The organism is Flavobacterium rivuli WB 3.3-2 = DSM 21788 (assembly GCF_000378485.1).
Classification (GTDB): Bacteria; Bacteroidota; Bacteroidia; order Flavobacteriales; family Flavobacteriaceae; genus Flavobacterium; species Flavobacterium rivuli.
In genome coordinates this window covers 260,497-278,582 of the sequence record NZ_KB899970.1, presented here as the reverse complement: position 1 = coordinate 278,582, position 18,086 = coordinate 260,497, and the positions used below count along the sequence as shown (strand labels likewise).

Annotated in this window: 16 protein-coding genes; all 16 read right to left on the bottom strand. The window is 35.1% G+C overall.

What is annotated here, in order from left to right; all coding sequences use genetic code 11:
- Window positions 1-51 precede the first annotated feature (51 nt).
- The 16 genes from F565_RS0112275 to F565_RS0112200 all read right to left on the bottom strand — a co-directional run bounded on the left by F565_RS0112275 (window position 52) and on the right by F565_RS0112200 (window position 18,086).
- Window positions 52-915, bottom strand: coding sequence for an aldo/keto reductase (locus F565_RS0112275; protein WP_020213532.1), 864 nt, complete (start codon window positions 913-915; stop codon window positions 52-54).
- A gap of 1 nt (window position 916) precedes the next feature.
- Entirely contained in the window at window positions 917-2,545 is a 1,629-nt protein-coding gene (locus tag F565_RS0112270; protein ID WP_020213531.1) for a GMC family oxidoreductase, read from the bottom strand.
- Window positions 2,546-2,550: 5 nt separating this feature from the next.
- Entirely contained in the window at window positions 2,551-3,123 is a 573-nt protein-coding gene (locus F565_RS0112265) for an LbetaH domain-containing protein (RefSeq protein WP_020213530.1), read from the bottom strand.
- Window positions 3,124-3,147: 24 nt separating this feature from the next.
- Window positions 3,148-4,278 (bottom strand): glycosyltransferase, encoded by a 1,131-nt coding sequence (locus tag F565_RS0112260; RefSeq protein WP_020213529.1) that lies wholly within the window; start codon window positions 4,276-4,278, stop codon window positions 3,148-3,150.
- Between the two features lie 69 nt (window positions 4,279-4,347).
- Window positions 4,348-5,016, bottom strand: coding sequence for an acyltransferase (locus F565_RS0112255; RefSeq protein WP_020213528.1), 669 nt, complete (start codon window positions 5,014-5,016; stop codon window positions 4,348-4,350).
- Between the two features lie 6 nt (window positions 5,017-5,022).
- The gene (locus F565_RS0112250) at window positions 5,023-6,162 is read right to left on the bottom strand and encodes a glycosyltransferase family 4 protein (protein WP_020213527.1); all 1,140 of its coding nucleotides are present in this window, start codon (window positions 6,160-6,162) and stop codon (window positions 5,023-5,025) included.
- Window positions 6,163-6,270: 108 nt separating this feature from the next.
- The gene (locus tag F565_RS0112245; protein WP_020213526.1) at window positions 6,271-7,557 is read right to left on the bottom strand and encodes a hypothetical protein; all 1,287 of its coding nucleotides are present in this window, start codon (window positions 7,555-7,557) and stop codon (window positions 6,271-6,273) included.
- A 45-nt stretch (window positions 7,558-7,602) separates the two neighbouring features.
- A complete protein-coding gene (locus tag F565_RS0112240; RefSeq protein ID WP_020213525.1) occupies window positions 7,603-8,868 on the bottom strand; it encodes a glycosyltransferase family 4 protein in 1,266 nt (421 codons plus the stop codon).
- A 1-nt stretch (window position 8,869) separates the two neighbouring features.
- On the bottom strand, window positions 8,870-9,895 hold the full coding sequence (locus F565_RS0112235; RefSeq protein ID WP_020213524.1) for a glycosyltransferase family 4 protein: 1,026 nt from the start codon (window positions 9,893-9,895) through the stop codon (window positions 8,870-8,872).
- Window positions 9,896-10,093: 198 nt separating this feature from the next.
- Window positions 10,094-11,038, bottom strand: a complete 945-nt coding sequence (locus F565_RS0112230; protein ID WP_154652600.1) for a hypothetical protein — start codon at window positions 11,036-11,038, stop codon at window positions 10,094-10,096.
- Between the two features lie 169 nt (window positions 11,039-11,207).
- A complete protein-coding gene (locus F565_RS0112225; RefSeq protein ID WP_197062230.1) occupies window positions 11,208-11,681 on the bottom strand; it encodes an acyltransferase in 474 nt (157 codons plus the stop codon).
- Between the two features lie 190 nt (window positions 11,682-11,871).
- Window positions 11,872-13,014: a glycosyltransferase family 4 protein gene (locus tag F565_RS0112220; RefSeq protein WP_020213521.1), complete on the bottom strand. Its 1,143-nt coding sequence runs from the start codon at window positions 13,012-13,014 to the stop codon at window positions 11,872-11,874.
- Window positions 13,011-14,327, bottom strand: a complete 1,317-nt coding sequence (locus F565_RS0112215; RefSeq protein ID WP_020213520.1) for a lipopolysaccharide biosynthesis protein — start codon at window positions 14,325-14,327, stop codon at window positions 13,011-13,013. Before F565_RS0112215 ends, F565_RS0112220 begins: the two co-directional genes overlap by 4 nt.
- Before the next feature lie 65 nt (window positions 14,328-14,392).
- Window positions 14,393-15,511 carry a GDP-mannose 4,6-dehydratase gene (gene gmd, locus F565_RS0112210; RefSeq protein WP_020213519.1) on the bottom strand — a complete coding sequence of 373 codons (1,119 nt, stop codon included), beginning with the start codon at window positions 15,509-15,511 and terminating at the stop codon, window positions 14,393-14,395.
- A 9-nt stretch (window positions 15,512-15,520) separates the two neighbouring features.
- A complete protein-coding gene (locus F565_RS0112205) occupies window positions 15,521-16,477 on the bottom strand; it encodes a GDP-L-fucose synthase family protein (protein ID WP_020213518.1) in 957 nt (318 codons plus the stop codon).
- Window positions 16,478-16,763: 286 nt separating this feature from the next.
- Window positions 16,764-18,086, bottom strand: a complete 1,323-nt coding sequence (locus F565_RS0112200) for a hypothetical protein (protein ID WP_169336024.1) — start codon at window positions 18,084-18,086, stop codon at window positions 16,764-16,766.

Here is an 18,086-nt window from a genome sequence, read left to right as displayed (position 1 = left end):
TTTTATATACTGTTATATAAAGTTGGTTTTTAAAACTTTACCTGAGCGTTATTATCTAAATAGTGCTGCGTTACTTACCAGGTGCTTTTCATTAAACATAGAGCAAAGAATTACACTGTTAGGAAAATCGGCATTTAAAGTTGTTAGTTTTTCTGCAGGTGTAAGCATGTTAGTACCTCCATTATTGATAGGAGAGAAAAATATATTAGGTTGCTCACCTCTATCATTAACCGTATCTTTATAAGTAAGCAATCCCGGCGAATTATTAAACTGAAGTAAATCAAACCTATTAATATAAGTATCATGAAGGTGTTGCTGATTCTGCATAAATGCCAGCCCGAAAGCCCTTATTTTTCCTTCCTTTTTTAACAAATGTGCTGCTTCAAACAATTCATCAGGATTCTTTATACTCTGGTAAGGTTCATGTACAAAAAAATAATCAAGGTAGTCTGTACCCAGTGCAGAAAGGCTTTCTTCAAGGCTTTTACGCATTTCGGCTGCGTTAATATCTATTCTGTAGTGAAACCTGTCTGCAATGGCAGGATTTTTATCATCCGCAGGCTTTGTATTTATCTCCTCAGGCTTAACCTCAACTGCAGACTGCTTTTTTTTGCTTAATGCATAGCGTATTAAAGGTTTTACAGGACTAAGTAATTTTGCCTTAAAATTTGCTTTAATACCAAATTTACTTGCTATAATAACCTCATCCCTTTTCCCTTTTAGCGCTTTGCCTACAAATTTTTCTGCCTCGCCATATCCGTAAGAACGGGCAATATCAAAATGGTTTATGCCATTATCTAAAGCGCAGGATAATGCCCTGCCTGCTTTTGCACCACCTACTGACCCTAATATGGGTGCACAGCCAAAGCCCAACACAGAAGACTCAATACCTTTAACCAGTTCTACTTTTTTCATTTTAATTTTGTGTTAAATGATGTGCAAGCCTTGTTGCAAACGCCCCAAGAAAAAATGTAGGGTTTGCCTGCCCTGATGTTGGGAAAACAGAACTGCTGCATACATATACATTTTTAGTCCCAAACAACTTTAAATCCCTGTTTACAACACCCTCATGCTCATTATTTGCAATTCTTGTTGTACCAGACTGATGAATACCATCACGCGACATTTTTTTAATTTCGCTGTAAAGTTCTTTTTCAGGAAACCAAAACTCTAACCTGCCGGCACCCGTTGCCTGCAACGACCTGTCTAATTCTTTGTGCAAAGCTATAACAGAATTGATATCATCATCTGTTAAAGAATAATCAATTATTAGCTTTTCACCATCAGGAGAAAGTGTCATTGTGTTTTTATCAAAAGGTACCTGTTCAGAATGAAAATGCAATGCATACTTATTTTGTGGACTGTATAAAAACACCCCCGGTAATTTTCGCTTTAAAAGGTAACGTTTATAAAATATAGAAACGGGCTTGATTATAGAAAACGGCAGGTCTTTAATAATATTAAAAACATGGCTCCCTATACCTTCTACCTTACCTTTTGTAATAGAATCTGCAATAGCAGGCGGCGCAAGTTTTTTACCTATAATAGGTGTAATCATGGCCATATACATAAAGGACATAGCACCACTTTTATGTTTGGGGTTATGATAAAGCGGGTTATCTAACCAAATGGCTGTATTAAGAAGGTTATTTTTCACTAAAAAATCAGTGGTAAACTGAAACCTCCTTCTTAAATAAACACCGTCTTTATCTCTAAGAAAGCCGTAATCTGTTTTTTTTGGGTCGCCATTAAATACTACCGATGCTATTTTGCCACTTAAATGTCCCTGATAGTATTTTCCAAGGGCATCAGGAACGTTATCAAGAAGTCTGAAAAGGTTTTTGTTTCTAAGCAATATACGTGTACTTTCCTGGGTACCTGCCGAAATAACAAATTTTTCTGCCTGTATGGTTTTTACATTACCATTCCAGTCACGGATTTGTAAAGCCTGCACATTGCCTTCATCGTCTGGATCTGTAAACGTTTTTGCCTCAAAACCCTCTAAAAGGGTTACATTTGGTAATGCGTTTATTTCATCTATATATCTTGCCCCAAACCTTGTTGGCATACTCCACCTTTCAATTACCTTGTCTGTAACAGTATTTTCTTTAAAACCTTCGGCTACATGAGTATCTTTAAACTCATCAATATCATTCAGGTTAAATTTAGCATCGCCACACTCAAAATAAGCTGCTGTTTTTTCTAAATATACTTTAACCTCATTAAAAAGGTTTACATCCCATGTACATCCATTTTTTACAACTGGCCTGTCTATAAAATCTACTTCATCATACATTACACACCTTCCACCCCATGTAAGTCCGGTACCACCAAACCCTTTATTTGTACATTCATAAGGCGGGTGATGGTTAGCTGTATTAGTTATCTCTATAGAGTCGTCAAGTATGTTCTTTACGGTATCTTTTTTTCCAAACTCCACTAAAAGTATGCTTTTAGCAGGATTAAGCTTAGCATATTCAAGAGCAGTAATAATACCAGCCGGGCCGGTACCTATAACACAGAGGTTAAAAACTTTATCTTCCATAAAATCTAATTACTGTCTTTTAAAAAATTTATTCTTTCCCTTATTTTTTTTGAAGGGTTTCCTGCATAAACTCCCCACTCATCTAAATCTTTTGATGTTATAGCCGCTGCCGCAAGCACACTCCCTGTATTACAGGTTACGCCGGGCAGTACAATGGCCTTTGCACATATCCAGGCATACGGTTTTATAACTATTGGTTTCATAATATAATTAAAATCAATACTGTTATAATTGTGAGTTGCGCCACAAATATAAGCATCCTGAGATAATATAGAATGATGACCTAAGTATACACCTCCGGGGTTATAAACCTCTACACCCGGCCCTATAGTAGCAACTTCTTCGGTTTCAAGCAGCCATGGAGCCCATATAGTACAACTTGGGTATATAAAATTACTTTTACCTATTTTTGCCCCAAACATCCTTAGCACAAAAACTCTCCATTTATGCAGCGGCGCCGGGGTATACCTGCATAAAACCGCCCAGGTAATTTGCCATATTAAACGCTTAACCTTATCTTTTGTAGAAAAAACGGGCTTTACATAAGCATCTGGATTATTTATATCGTGACCAAACATACTATTTTTTTGTAATGAAAATTATTATTTAATCCGGTTTAGCAATTGTACCGCTGCCTTTTCGCTGGAAAATTTTGTTTCGTAAATCTTTTGGGCATTAAGCCCCATTTCTATTTTTTGCTCGTTGCTCATATTTAGCCATTGTTTAAGCATTTTATTAGCACCCTGCTGTGTGTCATCTTCCACTATGCCACCATTGCCTTCTTTAATTTCCCGCCATATATTTACCTGGTTGCTAATAATAACAGCCTTGGCACAAGCCATAGCCTCTACTACAGCAATGCCAAAATTTTCCTGGTGGCTTGGCAAAATAAATGCTTCGCTGCCATAAAATGCACCCCATTTAGCATTACCGGTTAGCATTCCTGCAAATATAATAGTATTGCCCTGCGCAAGCTCTGCCATTTCTTTTCCATAAGGAGTATCAAGACCGGGCCCGGCTATAACCAGTGTGGGCAACTTGTTGTCTTTATTTAGGGCTATATAAGCATTAATTAAAATATCTACACCTTTTTTATCGTGTATACGGCTTAAAAACAAAATATATGAACCGGATAATTGCGGGCAAGCCGCCTTAAATGCATCATCCATTGCAGTAGTATATGCAGGTGGAGCCTGTATGCCATATCCCACATTAAGCTCTTTTTTAGGCCTGTATGGGCTAAATGTTTGCCTTGCCAGCAGTAATTCTTCCTGGCAAGTAAACAAAACACCATCGGCATTGTTGATTACCTTCGATTCTATAAATTTCCAGTACAGGACATTTCTAAGAGCCTTTAATTTTCTGCCCGGTGCTTTTTGAAAATAGGGATCGAGCATACCATGCGGCATAACATATACTTTGGGCAGGCGTATATTTTTTCCGGAAAGCGCTTTCATAGCCTTATTTACAGCATAGCCATGGTAAAGCCATAAACCATGTATTATAGCGGCATCATAATGCGGCAAATTTTCTAAAAGCCATGGTATCAATTCCGGCTGGTGCAGCCACGGGCCTTTAGGCTGGCCTATTGCGTGTATTTTAAAAGAATCGTGCTTAAGAAAATCAGCACCGGGATCATCAAAACTCACAACTTCGTTAGTAACCCCCAGTTTTTGCAAAGCAGGGATGCTGTTGCGTATACCTTGGCATGGACCACCGCCTTCAGGATTCATTGACGTTATTATTCGAAGAATTTTCAAGTTATCTTGTATTACCGGTTAGTATTATTTACAGCACTATTGTTAATTAACAAAACCTGTTGGCCTGCTAAAATATTTAGCCTCCTTAGATATATCTGTTAAAGGTTTTGCCGGGTTACCGCCATACAGTTTCCATTCGTCTGTATACGACTTGTTCAGTAATGATTTAGCCCCTAAAACAGAGTATCCCGGCAAATTTGTACCGCCCAAAATTACCACATTTGTTCCTACAAAACAATAATCGCCTATGGTAATAGGCTTACTATCCTGCCGGTTGTCATAAACGTTTATAGAGTGTGTAATAAATTGCGACTGATATCCTGCAATAGTTACATATTTGCCTATCGTGATTGGGCTTGTGCAGTCTAAATGATGATTTTTTGTTATTGAACTTTGTTCTCCTATATATAAAAGTGACTGCCTATCCGGTTGATGTGCAAAATGCTTAGAGGCAGTACCCGTAGCAAAACCGGTTATCCAGTTACTACGGCCTATAGATGCTTTTTCGTTTAAAACTATTTCGTCAAGGTGCAAGGCTACATTAAAATGCCCGATGCGGCTACCCGCAGCCATAGTAAGTTTTTTAGGATATATCCACGACAGCCCTATTGTTGCTGTAGGATGTACATTATACCCATAAAAAAGCTTAAGCAGCCTCCTTTTTAAAAACATAGGGCTAATACAAATAAATAACTGTATTATTTTACGCATAAATTATTATTTTAAAAATATCAAATCAAGATACTTTTTATTCATTAAATCTGTATTAAAGCGTTTTGCATTTTCTATCCCGTTTTGCAAAAGCTCTTGTGTTAACTCTTTTTTAGAAACAGCTAATAAAGCTTCAGCATAAGCATTTGGATTATATGGATCTACATACAAAGCTCCATTACCACCTACCTCCGGCATTGGTTCAAGACTACTTGCTATAACGGGCGTACCACATGCCTGAGCCTCGATTACCGGCCACCCAAATCCTTCTGAAAAAGAAGGAAAAACAAAAGCCTGAGCCCCGTTAATAAGTGCTTCGAGATATAAATGTGGCGGCTTTTTTATTTCTACAATTCTATCTTTTAAACCTAACTCTAAGGCATGCTGCTGTAAATCAGCATTCATGGGCTGCCCTGTAAAGCATATAAGTCCATTCCATTTCTCGCCAAGCGATGCTACCATGTTCAGCAGCATTTTTCGGTTTTTACGCTGCAGGTTACTCCCTACATGAATTATATACGGATTATTTATTAAACTTTCCTGTCCGTTATTTTTCAGTATACTCTGCCACTCACTACTTTCCAGCTTTTTAAAACCTGCATTAAAACCATTATGAACAACTGTCCATCCTGGTTTTGATACTCCTTTATTAAGTGCTATTAGCTGATTAAGTGTAAATTGAGATACTGCTACTATTTTATCTGCACTAAGCAAATTTTTTAATATCCATTTTTGTAATATTACACCTGTAGACGATGCAGGGCAATAAGCATCTTTAAAGCCAAGTGCCCCCCTTATAGCAAGAACGTCATGACAGGTAATGCTTGTACGCCTTTTAGGAAGATGTGGTATATAGGCAGCGTTAGAATGGTCGCAAATATGGTACATCACATTTTTACTGCTACTCCTTTTTAATCTGAGCAATATTGAAAACAGCAACCATTTATCCAGATATCCAAGCCATTTACCAAAACCAGATAAAGTAGATTTTGATAGCTTACCAAAAAAAACTGTTGGATACCAAATATCAACAGGTATATTTTCTTTTTCAAAACCAGATTTAAGCATTTGCGTAAAACGTTCCATGCTTTCCTGCCCGTCTGGCTTGTAGTTACCTATTAATACTATTTTTTTTGTGTTTTGCATGCAATTAATATTTTAAAGGCGGTTACTTTATATTGGCTCGTACTCCGCCAGAGGTAATGTTATGATATGTATAGTAATTAAGAATTTATGTAATGAAAGTAAATGTTTTCATTTTTTAGTCAACGATGCAGTTATAAGACCTGCAATTAATATACTAAATCCTAATGCGGTAGGTTGTGCCCATTGACCTTGAACTATTAAAAGTATACCATTACTTAACAGCATCCAGGGCAATATATTTTTGTGATTTATAGATTTCCAACCTTTTATAACTAAGTTTGCTGTTATAGAAATGCGTATCAATATTATTATCATTCCCATAAAAAATCCCATTTCGCCAATTAATCTTCCCCACTCTCCTTCAGATATCAAAAATCCGGTTCTGCCCAATATCTTTGCTCCTGCGTTTGTGCCTAAGCCAATTCCCATACCTATAAAAGAGGAATTTTCATCCATAACAGCACCATATAATCCACCTAAAAAACGGTCAATCAATACTCCTTCTAATCCTCCTTCGGCATCATTAGCAACTGTAAAGCGATTTTCAAAAGCAGCTGTAGCTGTTTGAAAAAAGGAAAACATACTGAGCACAAAAAAGAATACAACAGCACCTATTACACCTGTAATCAGATTTTTAATAAGCTTGGTATTTTTACCCGAAACTATTAACATGAATATTAAGGACAAAACAACTCCAAAAAGAACAGACCTGCTTATACTTAAGGGTATCGCTGCTAAAAGAGCTATTGTAGAAGCTATCAACAGTTTCTTTGATACTTTAGAGTTTTCTTCCACCCAAAAATAACAGATATATGCTGCCGCAATACCATAGAAAAGTGACAGGCCGTTTGTAAATGAAAACACACCGGGTACCCTGTAGAAATCTAATGCACCAGAGAAGCCACTACCAGCCTCGTCTCCGCCTATGCCGCGATTTACCCATGCACTTTGAGGGCTATAAAACTGGACAGCCACCAGCACTGTCATGAATATGTTAATTTTAAGCAGAGCATTTCCTACGTTAACAACATCATCCCTACTAAAAAATTTGCCTATTATAAATATTAACGGAAAGTGTAAAAGTGTAATGCGCATTCCATACAAAGCAACATAAATACTGCCATGCCCAAACATTAACGCTGTAGTAAAACCCAGCAGGGTTATGCTCCAAATAACCATTGTATAAAAATTAGGTTTCCATAACGCGGTTTGAAAAGCTTTAACAATAATAAACAACGCAACAGGGTCACGTACAATAAGCAATGGGCCGGACAAGCCCGGTAAGATCCATTTTCTAAGAGCCCCTTCAAATATTAGTAATAAAAAATATGCCCATATAGCTTTTTTTATTAATGCTATATCTTTTATTAATTTAATCTTACTACTATTTGCCAAAGATCTCTTATGCGTTATTGTATGTTTATTTGCACTAATCAACTTTTAACGATTAAAATTGTTATTAAGAACGGCGTGAACACCCTGAGCTAACTCTAAACCATAATTATCCCATGATCTTAAAGAAGCGGTATTTGTAGCCTCTACACCGCATTTTTTTAAAAGAGATCTATCACTTAAAATGTTTTCTAAACACTCTATTAGCGAATTTGTAGATCCTGCATTAATAATCCACCCATTCTCTGAGTGTGTTATAATATCCGGCCCCACAGTCCTATCTGTTGTTATAACAGGCAATCCCTGAGACATTGCTTCTGTGATAACTAAACCAAACCCTTCAAAAAGAGACGGAAACACAAAAACATCCTGAGTTTGCATCAGTGCCAAAATTTCGTTGTGGGGAAGGCTTGGTATATAATTACATTTTGCAAGTTCTGCCTCCAGGGCACTGCAATCTGTTACAGCTCTTCTGCCCACTACTGTAAGCTCTATATTTTTAACCCCAAAATGGTTAACGGCCTCAAACAAATTTGCAATGCCTTTTCGTTGGGATAACCCCCCCACAAACAAAACTTTTAAAGGTTTGTTTGTATCATTATATGTTTTAATCTTATAAACGGGTGGAAAACCATAAGGTATTACCGAAATTTTGGGCAATACGCCAGGATAATCTAACAATGTTTTAGCCGTGAACGAACTTGCAACAAAAATATGCTTAGCATGAAATATTTCGTCGTCCTTACGCTGCAATTTCTCTTGGGAATCTTTAAACCCCAACATAGTTGATGCCCATTCCGGACGTGTTTCTACCTCTGATTGCATAAGACGCCTCGCTGCACGCCAATATCCGATTGGCAAATCATATAAAGCGGGGATACCTATAGATCCAGCCATTTTAAAGGTTTCTAACGCAGCATCTTCATAGGCATAAACAGCATTTGCCCCTATTTTATTTTTTAACAGCATTTTTGCCGTAAAATTATCTACATCATGAGAAACTTTATCAATGCTAAAAACTCCTGCTTCATGTTTAGTAAGGCTTTTAAAACCTGCCTTTAACGATAATAATCTTCCTACTTCTTTTACAGGACTAACATGTGTAATAGAACTTAGAGCCGCATCAAACTTTCTTTTTTTAATTTCTTTAAGTGGCTTTAAATTGCTTAAAGAATCTAAAAGTGTATCAGGAAAGCAGGCAATGGAGGTATTAAATGCAGCAAGCTGCCCTGTATCATTAAATCCTTTCAATGCAGCCCTAACATTTTGATTACCTAATGGGTGAGAAAGTATTATTTTGTCATTATGATCCATCTTAAATTACTTTTTTTAATACTTCGAAATATTTTTCTGCTACAAATTCGGGTATATGGTTTTTAAGGTGGCTTTGAAAATTTAACCTAAGTTGCTTTTCAAGGTCGGGATTTGATAATAATTCTTTTGTTTTATTAAACAATGACTCATCGCTATTCCTTTCAAATACAACTCCGGCATTTCCAACAGCATCCGGTAAACCACCACCATCAGAAACAATAGGGAGGCATCCGCAGGCAATACCTTCTAAAGCTATGTTACCAAAAGGCTCTCTCCATCGTGATGGAGCTAACATGTATTTATGATTATTAAGGCAATCTACTAATTCTTTACCTTTAAGCATACCGGCAAAGGTAACATAATTATTCAGGTTATAGTTATTAACAGCATTTTGAAGGTTTTCTATCTCCGGCCCATCACCTATAATCGTTAACGTAAATTTACGTTTGTTAATGCTATCGTCAGTATTAAGTTTATGCAAAAGATTTATTGCCATATCAGCACCTTTATCAGAGACTAACCTGCCTAAGAAAGCAAAGTCTTTACTGCTGTCTGTTTTGTAGTCAACAAATAAATCATCCCTGTAAGGATTTCCGATAACTATCGATTTATCAAAACTCTTTTCTTTAATTGCATTACTCACTGCAATAACAGCACTGGCTTTTTTTACCCATAAAAGTTTTAATTTATCTGGTAATGTCATATTGCCATCCATGCGGCTAATCCATGTATTTATAGCTATAACAATAGGTTTATTAAAAAATAAATTAAACCATGATAAAGTTAAAGATGGGTTATTTTCAAAAATAACATCTGCCCACAGATATTGTTTGATAAGAGCTGTCCTGCCAGGATTTCGTATTATTTTATAATTAAATATTCTTTTGTCATCATCTTTAATAGAAGATGTTGTTACCATATGAACCTCTGCCCCAAATCTGGAAAAATAATCTGCTAAAATCTCTGAGTTAACTTCTATACCCCCTATTTCAGGATAGAATCTGTATGATAAAAAAAGAATTTTCATTATATATTAAAAATTAAATTTTTGTAAAACAATCAATTCCCACACTACCATTTAATTATCCGGGAAAAACCTTACTTACTCTACCATTATGAATCGAAAATCATTTTGAAGAGGCGTGTATAAATATAATATTAGCACATGGCTAATTATAAATTTACATAAATGCCTGAAATACCAAAAATGTTACAGCAGGATAACTTACTTATTATATCTTAATAAATCATTAATAAATTTTTGGGCAATCACAGGAATGTCGATAACGGTATGTGCACAAAAGGCATTTTTCTTTGCCTCCTCTATATTTTCTATTTGTGGTTTTACAACAACGCTACTGATTAATTTTTCATCAAAAAAGCCTATACCCTCATCTTGATAACCGTCTTTTATAAATGGTGCCGCAACGGGAACGCCATGGTTAAGAAATGCTGCTACACTTCCACTTTTCCCTAACAAGTGCCCTGGCACAGGCGTAATACCTAAATTACAGTTTAACAACTCTGCAGATACACCTTTAACATCTAAAAAACCTGTGTGCCTTATAGTACAATTTATATCTTTAACATTAGTAATCTGGTCTATAAATATCTTTGCCCTGTTACTATTTCCCCCAATAATTCTAATATTTAATTTTAAATTGCTTTTATTGCAAGTTAACGAGAGTTCTTTTAAAAATTCAATAATTTCCTCACGATATGTTACCTGGCTAAAAAAGCCAACATTAAAAAAACCATCTTCATTCGCAACAGATACATCTATAACCGGAATATTAGATAAAACAGGTAGTGGCATAGCTTTTACACCTAACTCCTGCAATCTGTGTGCATAAACCGGTACATGTGTATGCGATATTTTTGGCTTTAATATTTTGTGCATAAGGCCAATAATTTTTCTCTGTAGAAAAGCCAACAGAAGGCCTTTATTATTTTTGTCCTCAACCCAAAGTTCATGATGCATTATATGAACCTTATAGCCTTTAAACACGGGTTTTAGTAAATAGGGAAGATTAAAAGGCAAACCCTTGTTATTATAAGCATAAGGCACAAACTGGAGGCTAAACCAGTCAGGATTAAATTCTGCTACAATTTCTTTAATTTTTAATACTCTGCTTTTCCAGGGGGTAGAAGATGATAACCTGTAAAACATTGTGTTTTTATTATCCTCGCTTTCATCATTAGTAATGCGCCTGTCATTAATAGCAATAATTTTGGCTATATGACCCTGCTTAACGAGTTCTGCCGCTAATAACATAGTATAATCTCCCACACCATCCTGGCCAGGCTGTAATGAACCACAAAGGAAAATTATTTTCATATTACTTTCTATCTCCTATTTTTTTGGCAGGTATACCTCCCCAAATTTCATTTGCCGGTACATTTTTATTTAATACTGCTCCTGCAGCTATTATGGCTCCATCAAAAATTGTAACACCCTTTAAAACAACAACATTTGCACCAATCCATACGTTATTGCCTATTACAATTTCTTTTTCGGGAGACTTTTGTATCCTAATTAATTCAGTTAGCGATGTGCCATGGTTATGATCTACAAATTTAGACCCTGATGCTATCAAACAGTCATCGCCTATAGTAATCTTTTTAGTAATATTGAATTCGCAACCAAACCCCACAAATACATTGTTACCAATAATTATAGATGGACCCTCTTTCCAAATACCATCGTAATGAAAATAAATGTCATGTTCCAGCCTGCAATCATCACCTAGAGAAACCTGATGTGGCCATGTTATAGAGCACTTCGGCACATACGTTTTTTTACCTATTTGCATACCCTGAAATTTTAAAAAAAAATTTCGTTGATATTTTACCACCTTGTTAAAATAGCGATAACGAAATACGAATGCACCCTTTTGTATTATTTTATTCATGTTATAATTCTATACACATCTATATGTACACGATACAAAACCGCTATATATTATTTTTTTATATGCTCTGTCTTTAAATATAATAACAAATTTATAAACGCGCTTCGATAATTGTTTTATATTCTTCAGAGACCTTTTTTGCTATATCATTCCAATTATATTTTTTAGATATAATCTTGGATTCATTTGATAACAGTGCTAATTTTTTCTTGTCCTTAAACAAATCAACCACTTTTTTTGCAAGGCTATGCTTATTACCAATAGGCACTAATAATTCAGGAATTGCATAATCTGATGGCCCCGAAACAGCATAAGAAACTACAGGTAATCCTGCAGCCATCATTTCTAAAGCTCCAAAACCAAAACTCTCAAAATATGAAGGAAATATACCAATATGACAGCCCGACAAATATTTAGGGAGTTCTAAAGGCTCAAATCTGGGATATACCGAAATATCATTCCAGTATTTTTTTGGTAAAAAGCGTAAAACATCTTCTACGGTAGAGAACAACCCTTTCGTACCTAATAATACAAATTTTGCTTTAGGGAACTCTTTTTTAATATAATCTATGATAAACTTAAAGTCCATAGCTCCTTTCCTGAAGTCGAACGTACCTATAAAAGCTATTGTCAAATCGTCGCCCCGATTATCGAAAGTTACTTCATCAAACAATTTATAACGTTCGTCAGATATTCCGTTAGGTACAATTAATATTTTATTTTTACTATATCCTTTAGTTACAAGAAGCTCTTTGTCACGTACACTCTGAACCTGAATAACATCAGCATTCCTTAACGAAACCTCTCCATATTCGTTAGATATTCGTTGTTCTTTAGACACCGCATTAAGATCTAACGAAATTAATTTTTTAAGAAAATGCTTTATTAAAGTTTTTGAATCGTATTTGATCTTTATAGTTTCGTAATTATAATGTAGTAATGCAGGACGGGCAATAAATAATGTTTTTTTTGAAAACAAACTCCTGTCATAAGGTAAAGTGTCATATTCATATAAGACAACGTCATAAAAATCAGCCTTTTTTACAAGATAATCTTTAAGCGATTCCCGGTAAGCTCTAATATCGTAATTATTCGCAGCCAATCCTATTTCAACTCTTCCCATCAAATGGGTTTCCCATCCGTAATTCTTTAGCGATTCCGCTAATTCAATACGATTCTTAACAGCACCTAACTTAAGTGAAATTATTCCTGGTGTAAATAATCCTATTTTCATGTTACATTTACTTTTAAACTTCTAAATCCATGGATGGAATTAGCAACAATTAGCAGCACACCTATTGATGATGTTAGTGTAGACATACACAACACCCCTTTTATCGAAGTAATATCAAATAAGACCAAGCCCAGAATTAGCGTAAAAACATCTAATGGAATTGATAGATAAGTATTAAATTTCATCCATCCTTTAGAATAATTTAATCCTTGTAATAAACCTGTTAGTACACCTACTAAACCTGAAACGAAGACAAGAAACAATTCTGTATTATACCCCCTGTAACCTTGCCCTAATATAGACAGTAAAAAATCATCCAGTAAATATGCCAACAATAAAGTAAATAGGGCAAAAACTATAAACCCTATAAGTGCTATAAAATAAAACTTAATTAATTTATCTTTATTTTGCTGTCTTGCAAATGCAGGTATTACTATGCTTACAATTAAAGATGATACAATTGTAAATACCATACTATACCTGGTAATTGCTCCTAAGCTTGCTAAATTTTCGCCACTACCATAAACACCAATTAAAAAAATCGATATCTGCCCCTTAAAAGTGTAAAACATGGCATTATGCCAGTTTAATTTCATATATTCAATTAATGTGGCCTTATATTCCTCACTAACACTTACATCACGAACATCTGTAAAATCTTCACTTCTTTTGTTTATATATATATTTGCAACCCATGCAGCTATAATAGATGCTCCCAATACCACTTTTATATCAAAATACTTTCGTAGAAAAGTAATACAACCTACAATTAATATTAGCCTTATTACCTGAGCAATAAACTCAGTAATTTGCACCGCACCAATTCTCTTCTTTAAAAGTAGAATAATGCGCGTGAAACTCTTTTGAACATCAGGAAAAACAGCGAACGAGATTGCTATGAGATAAAAAAAAGATTCAAAAAAGGGCACACCCTGCTTGTAAAAAATAAAATATCCATAACAATTAGTAAAGACTAAAGCGATAAAAAACACTTTTGTACGGATATCACGTGCTGTTTTGACCAGACGTGATAATGCAGCATTGTCTGACCACACAGTACCAGCAATTTTTTGAAATCCGATTGTGATACCTGACGAAGATAAAACGTTCATCATTCCTTGTATAGACATCAATACAGTAAATATACTGTAGTCAGGTTTGGACAAATTTCTAACAACTAAAAAGCTTATTGCAAAACCTATTACCTGAGATGAAACCTGTCCTAATAAAACCTGACTTATTTGCTTACCTGCATCAAGGCCTTTTTTAAAACTGTAATTTTTGTTTGGCAGGAAATTAAATAAATATCTCAACTTTAGTAACAGTTTAAAATTTACAGATAAAAATATTAGATACTTTCTAAATCATTAGTTTTCTCTTAAATTCTATTATCTTTTTTAAATATGGCAACATCGCTTGCAACCATCTCTTTGCATAGCGCTGCAAGGTCATATTTAGGCTCCCAGCCCAGTTGAGTTTTTGATTTTGTAGGGTCGCCTATAAGCAGGTCAACTTCTGTAGGACGGTAATAAGCAGGATCAACTTTAACTATAGTTTTCCCTAACAGCCCTTCATGTACTGCCAGGCCTGTTGCCGCAGTAAACACTTGTTCGTTAATACTATCTACAATACCTACTTCATTTTCGGCTTCGCCCTCAAAACGTAATGTTAAGCCTACCTCTGCAAAAGACATTCTAACAAAATCGCGAATATATGTAGTAACACCTGTTGCAATTACATAATCTTCAGCTACATCCTGCTGTAAAATTCGCCACATAGCTTCTACATAATCTTTTGCATGACCCCAGTCGCGCTGAGAATCTAAATTGCCCAGGTAAAGGCAATCCTGTTTACCAAGTGCAATAGCTGCGGTAGCCATTGTAATTTTTCTTGTTACAAAAGTTTCACCCCTTCTTGGAGATTCATGGTTAAATAAAATACCGTTGCAGGCATACATATCATACGCTTCACGGTAATTTTTGGTAATCCAGAAACCGTATATTTTTGCCACACCATAAGGAGAGCGCGGGTAAAACGGAGAGTTTTCATCATAAAAACCTTTTTCGTTTTTATTCTCTGCCAATCCACCGTATAATTCCGACGTAGATGCCTGGTAAATCCTGGTTTTCTTTTCAAGACCCAGTATCCTTACAGCTTCAAGCACTCTCAAAGTACCTATACCATCTACATTAGCAACATATTCCGGAGAATCAAAAGACACTTTTACATGAGACATTGCACCCAGATTATAAATTTCATCTGGTTGAACTTCCTGGATAATTCGTATAAGATTTGTAGAATCTGTTAAATCACCATAGTGTAATTTAAAGTTTACATGGCGCTCGTGCTGGTCTATGTATAAGTGGTCTATGCGTTGAGTATTAAAAGAAGAAGACCTCCTTTTAATACCGTGTACCGTATAACCCTTTTCTAATAGCAACTCAGCCAGATACGACCCATCTTGTCCTGTTACCCCCGTAATTAAAGCTGTTTTCATGTATTAAAGTTATTCAGTTAAAATTATTTTTTTTACATTATCTATATTCTCAAGAAACCACTGGTATGTTTTCTTAACACCTTCTTCAAGCTCTACCTGATGTTTCCAGCCAAGGTCGTGCATTTTAGAAACGTCCATTAACTTACGTGGCGTACCATCGGGCTTTGTGCTATCCCAAATAATTTCGCCTGTGTGACCTACTATTTTAGCAATAGTTTCGGCAAGGTCTTTAATAGTAAGGTCATGGCCTGTACCCACATTGTACAAATAATCCGGAAGTTTGTTCTCTACCGCAAAAGTTACCGCGTTAGCCATATCATCTACAAATAAAAACTCCCTCATTGGCGTGCCACTACCCCAAAGAGTTACGGGCGCCTGGTTATTTTCTTTGGCCTCATGAAACTTCCTTATCATAGCCGGCAATACATGCGAGCTGTTAAGGTCAAAATTATCATGTGTGCCATAAAGATTTGTAGGCATAAGGCTTACATAGTCTTTATCAAACTGTTTTCTTATAGCCTGACAAGCTTTAACACCTGTTATTTTTGCAATTGCATACCACTCGTTTGTAGGCTCAAGGGTATCTGTAAGCAGGTAATCTTCTTTTAACGGCTGTGGCGCTAACTTTGGATAAATACATGAGCTGCCTAAAAAGATAAACTTTTCTACACCTGTTTGCAAAGCAGCATCGATAAGATTATTCTGGATTAACAAATTTTCCATTAAAAACTGGTACGGAAAATTATTATTTGCAAGTATACCGCCCACTTTTGCAGCTGCATCTATAATTACATCGGGTTTTTCTTTAGCCATAAAATCTCTTACAGCCTGTTGTTCCCTTAAATCAAGATCTTTACTGGACGAGCCAATTAAATTTTCATACCCTTTAGCAGTAAGGGACCTCCAGATAGCGCTACCCACCATTCCTTTATGTCCTGCAATATAAATTTTAAGATCTTTGTTCATGTATATAATTGTATTTTATATCATTTGAAACGGCGTAAAATCCTTTAAAGACGCGCCTTTTTGATTCATCGCAAATATAGTCAAATTTCCGCAATGAGCAACTGTTGCAATTATTATGTTAAAATTAATTCACATAACATTATGATAACCTTAATACTACTAAATATATAACGATTTCGAACGCATATTTTAAAATATCAGCAATAAAACAGTTCTAATAACAACGCATTTTTATATGTGGTTTTTATATAATAGTTAAGTTACTATTAATCTAAAAAGCAATATATTACTTGTTCCTCTTCTGCCTTAGAAAATATAATATAGTATAACATAACAATGCCAGTGGCAAAGTTGTTATTACCTGAACAAGCCTTAAATTACTAAAGTTAAAACTAAAAATTACAAGCACATAACCATATAGCAATACAGGGTTATATATTTCATTTTTAAGGAGGCTGTAAAAGAATGAAAAACAAAGTCCTTGTAAAAAAAATGCAATTATAATTCCTGGCATTAAAAAATTTGCATACCCAAAACCAAAATTTTCTATAGGCCATGAACCAGCAGATAATTCTCCTCTTGGTGTAGATGGCCTGTAATCCTTTTGATGTTTTACAATATTCCAAAAGTAAGCACCTTCGTCTATCGGTGGTACTCCGGATTTATCTCCTTTAGTTAAAAAAACTTTTGCCGGATCTGTAATGCCGCTAAGGTGCCATGCATTTTCTTCATTAAAATAATTAGCGGCAAATACATCAATATATGTATACGATACATTGTATATTAGCTTGTAAATATTAAAGTAATGGTCTGCATTCTCTGTATGCAGTTTAGAAAATTCTTCTTTTTTGCGAACTACCGGAATGACGAGTATATATACTGATAACAGTATTGCCATAAACCCTATTAATGGCCTGTTTAGAGTTGAAAAAGAAATTTTTTTTATGGTATAATGGTATGATACTACTACCATTATGAGCAGCAATAAAGTATTTTTACGCGCTCCAAAACTCGAAAAGATAAAACATACAGTTACAAGGGCTGCAACAAATATAATCTTATCCCATTTTTTATTCTCAAGTTTTATACAAAGCATAAAAAGCAGTATTGCTATAAAAAAAAAGTTTAAAAGCTGTAAAATGTATTGCCCGCTTTGCATTTGTATCCTGTTATCTAAATTAGTGAGCAGGTAATACAAACCACCTATGCGATAAATAAAAACTGAATATGCCCCAAGGCCAGTTGCAAAAAATAATATGGCAATAAGCTTAAGTGTTTTATAGTTATATACCGTGGTGTCTTCTACCCATCCCGGCTTTATTTTTTTCCATCTATTATACACATAGATACCTAATAGTAACGAAAAAAAAGCCACCGTTTGTACTTTTGTATATTGCAAAAAAGCATCATTTAAAGTTACCTTGCACACTGTTAGAATGGGCGTTTTAAAACGCTGTGGAGTAAAACATATAAGTAATATAAATGGTAAATTTAGCAATGCATATTTAATAGATATAAATTTTACAGGCGAAAGTAAGTCGCTGTCTTTCGATATTTTAAAGGCTAAGAAATACAGTGCTGTAAACCACAAAAAACAAAATATAACCAT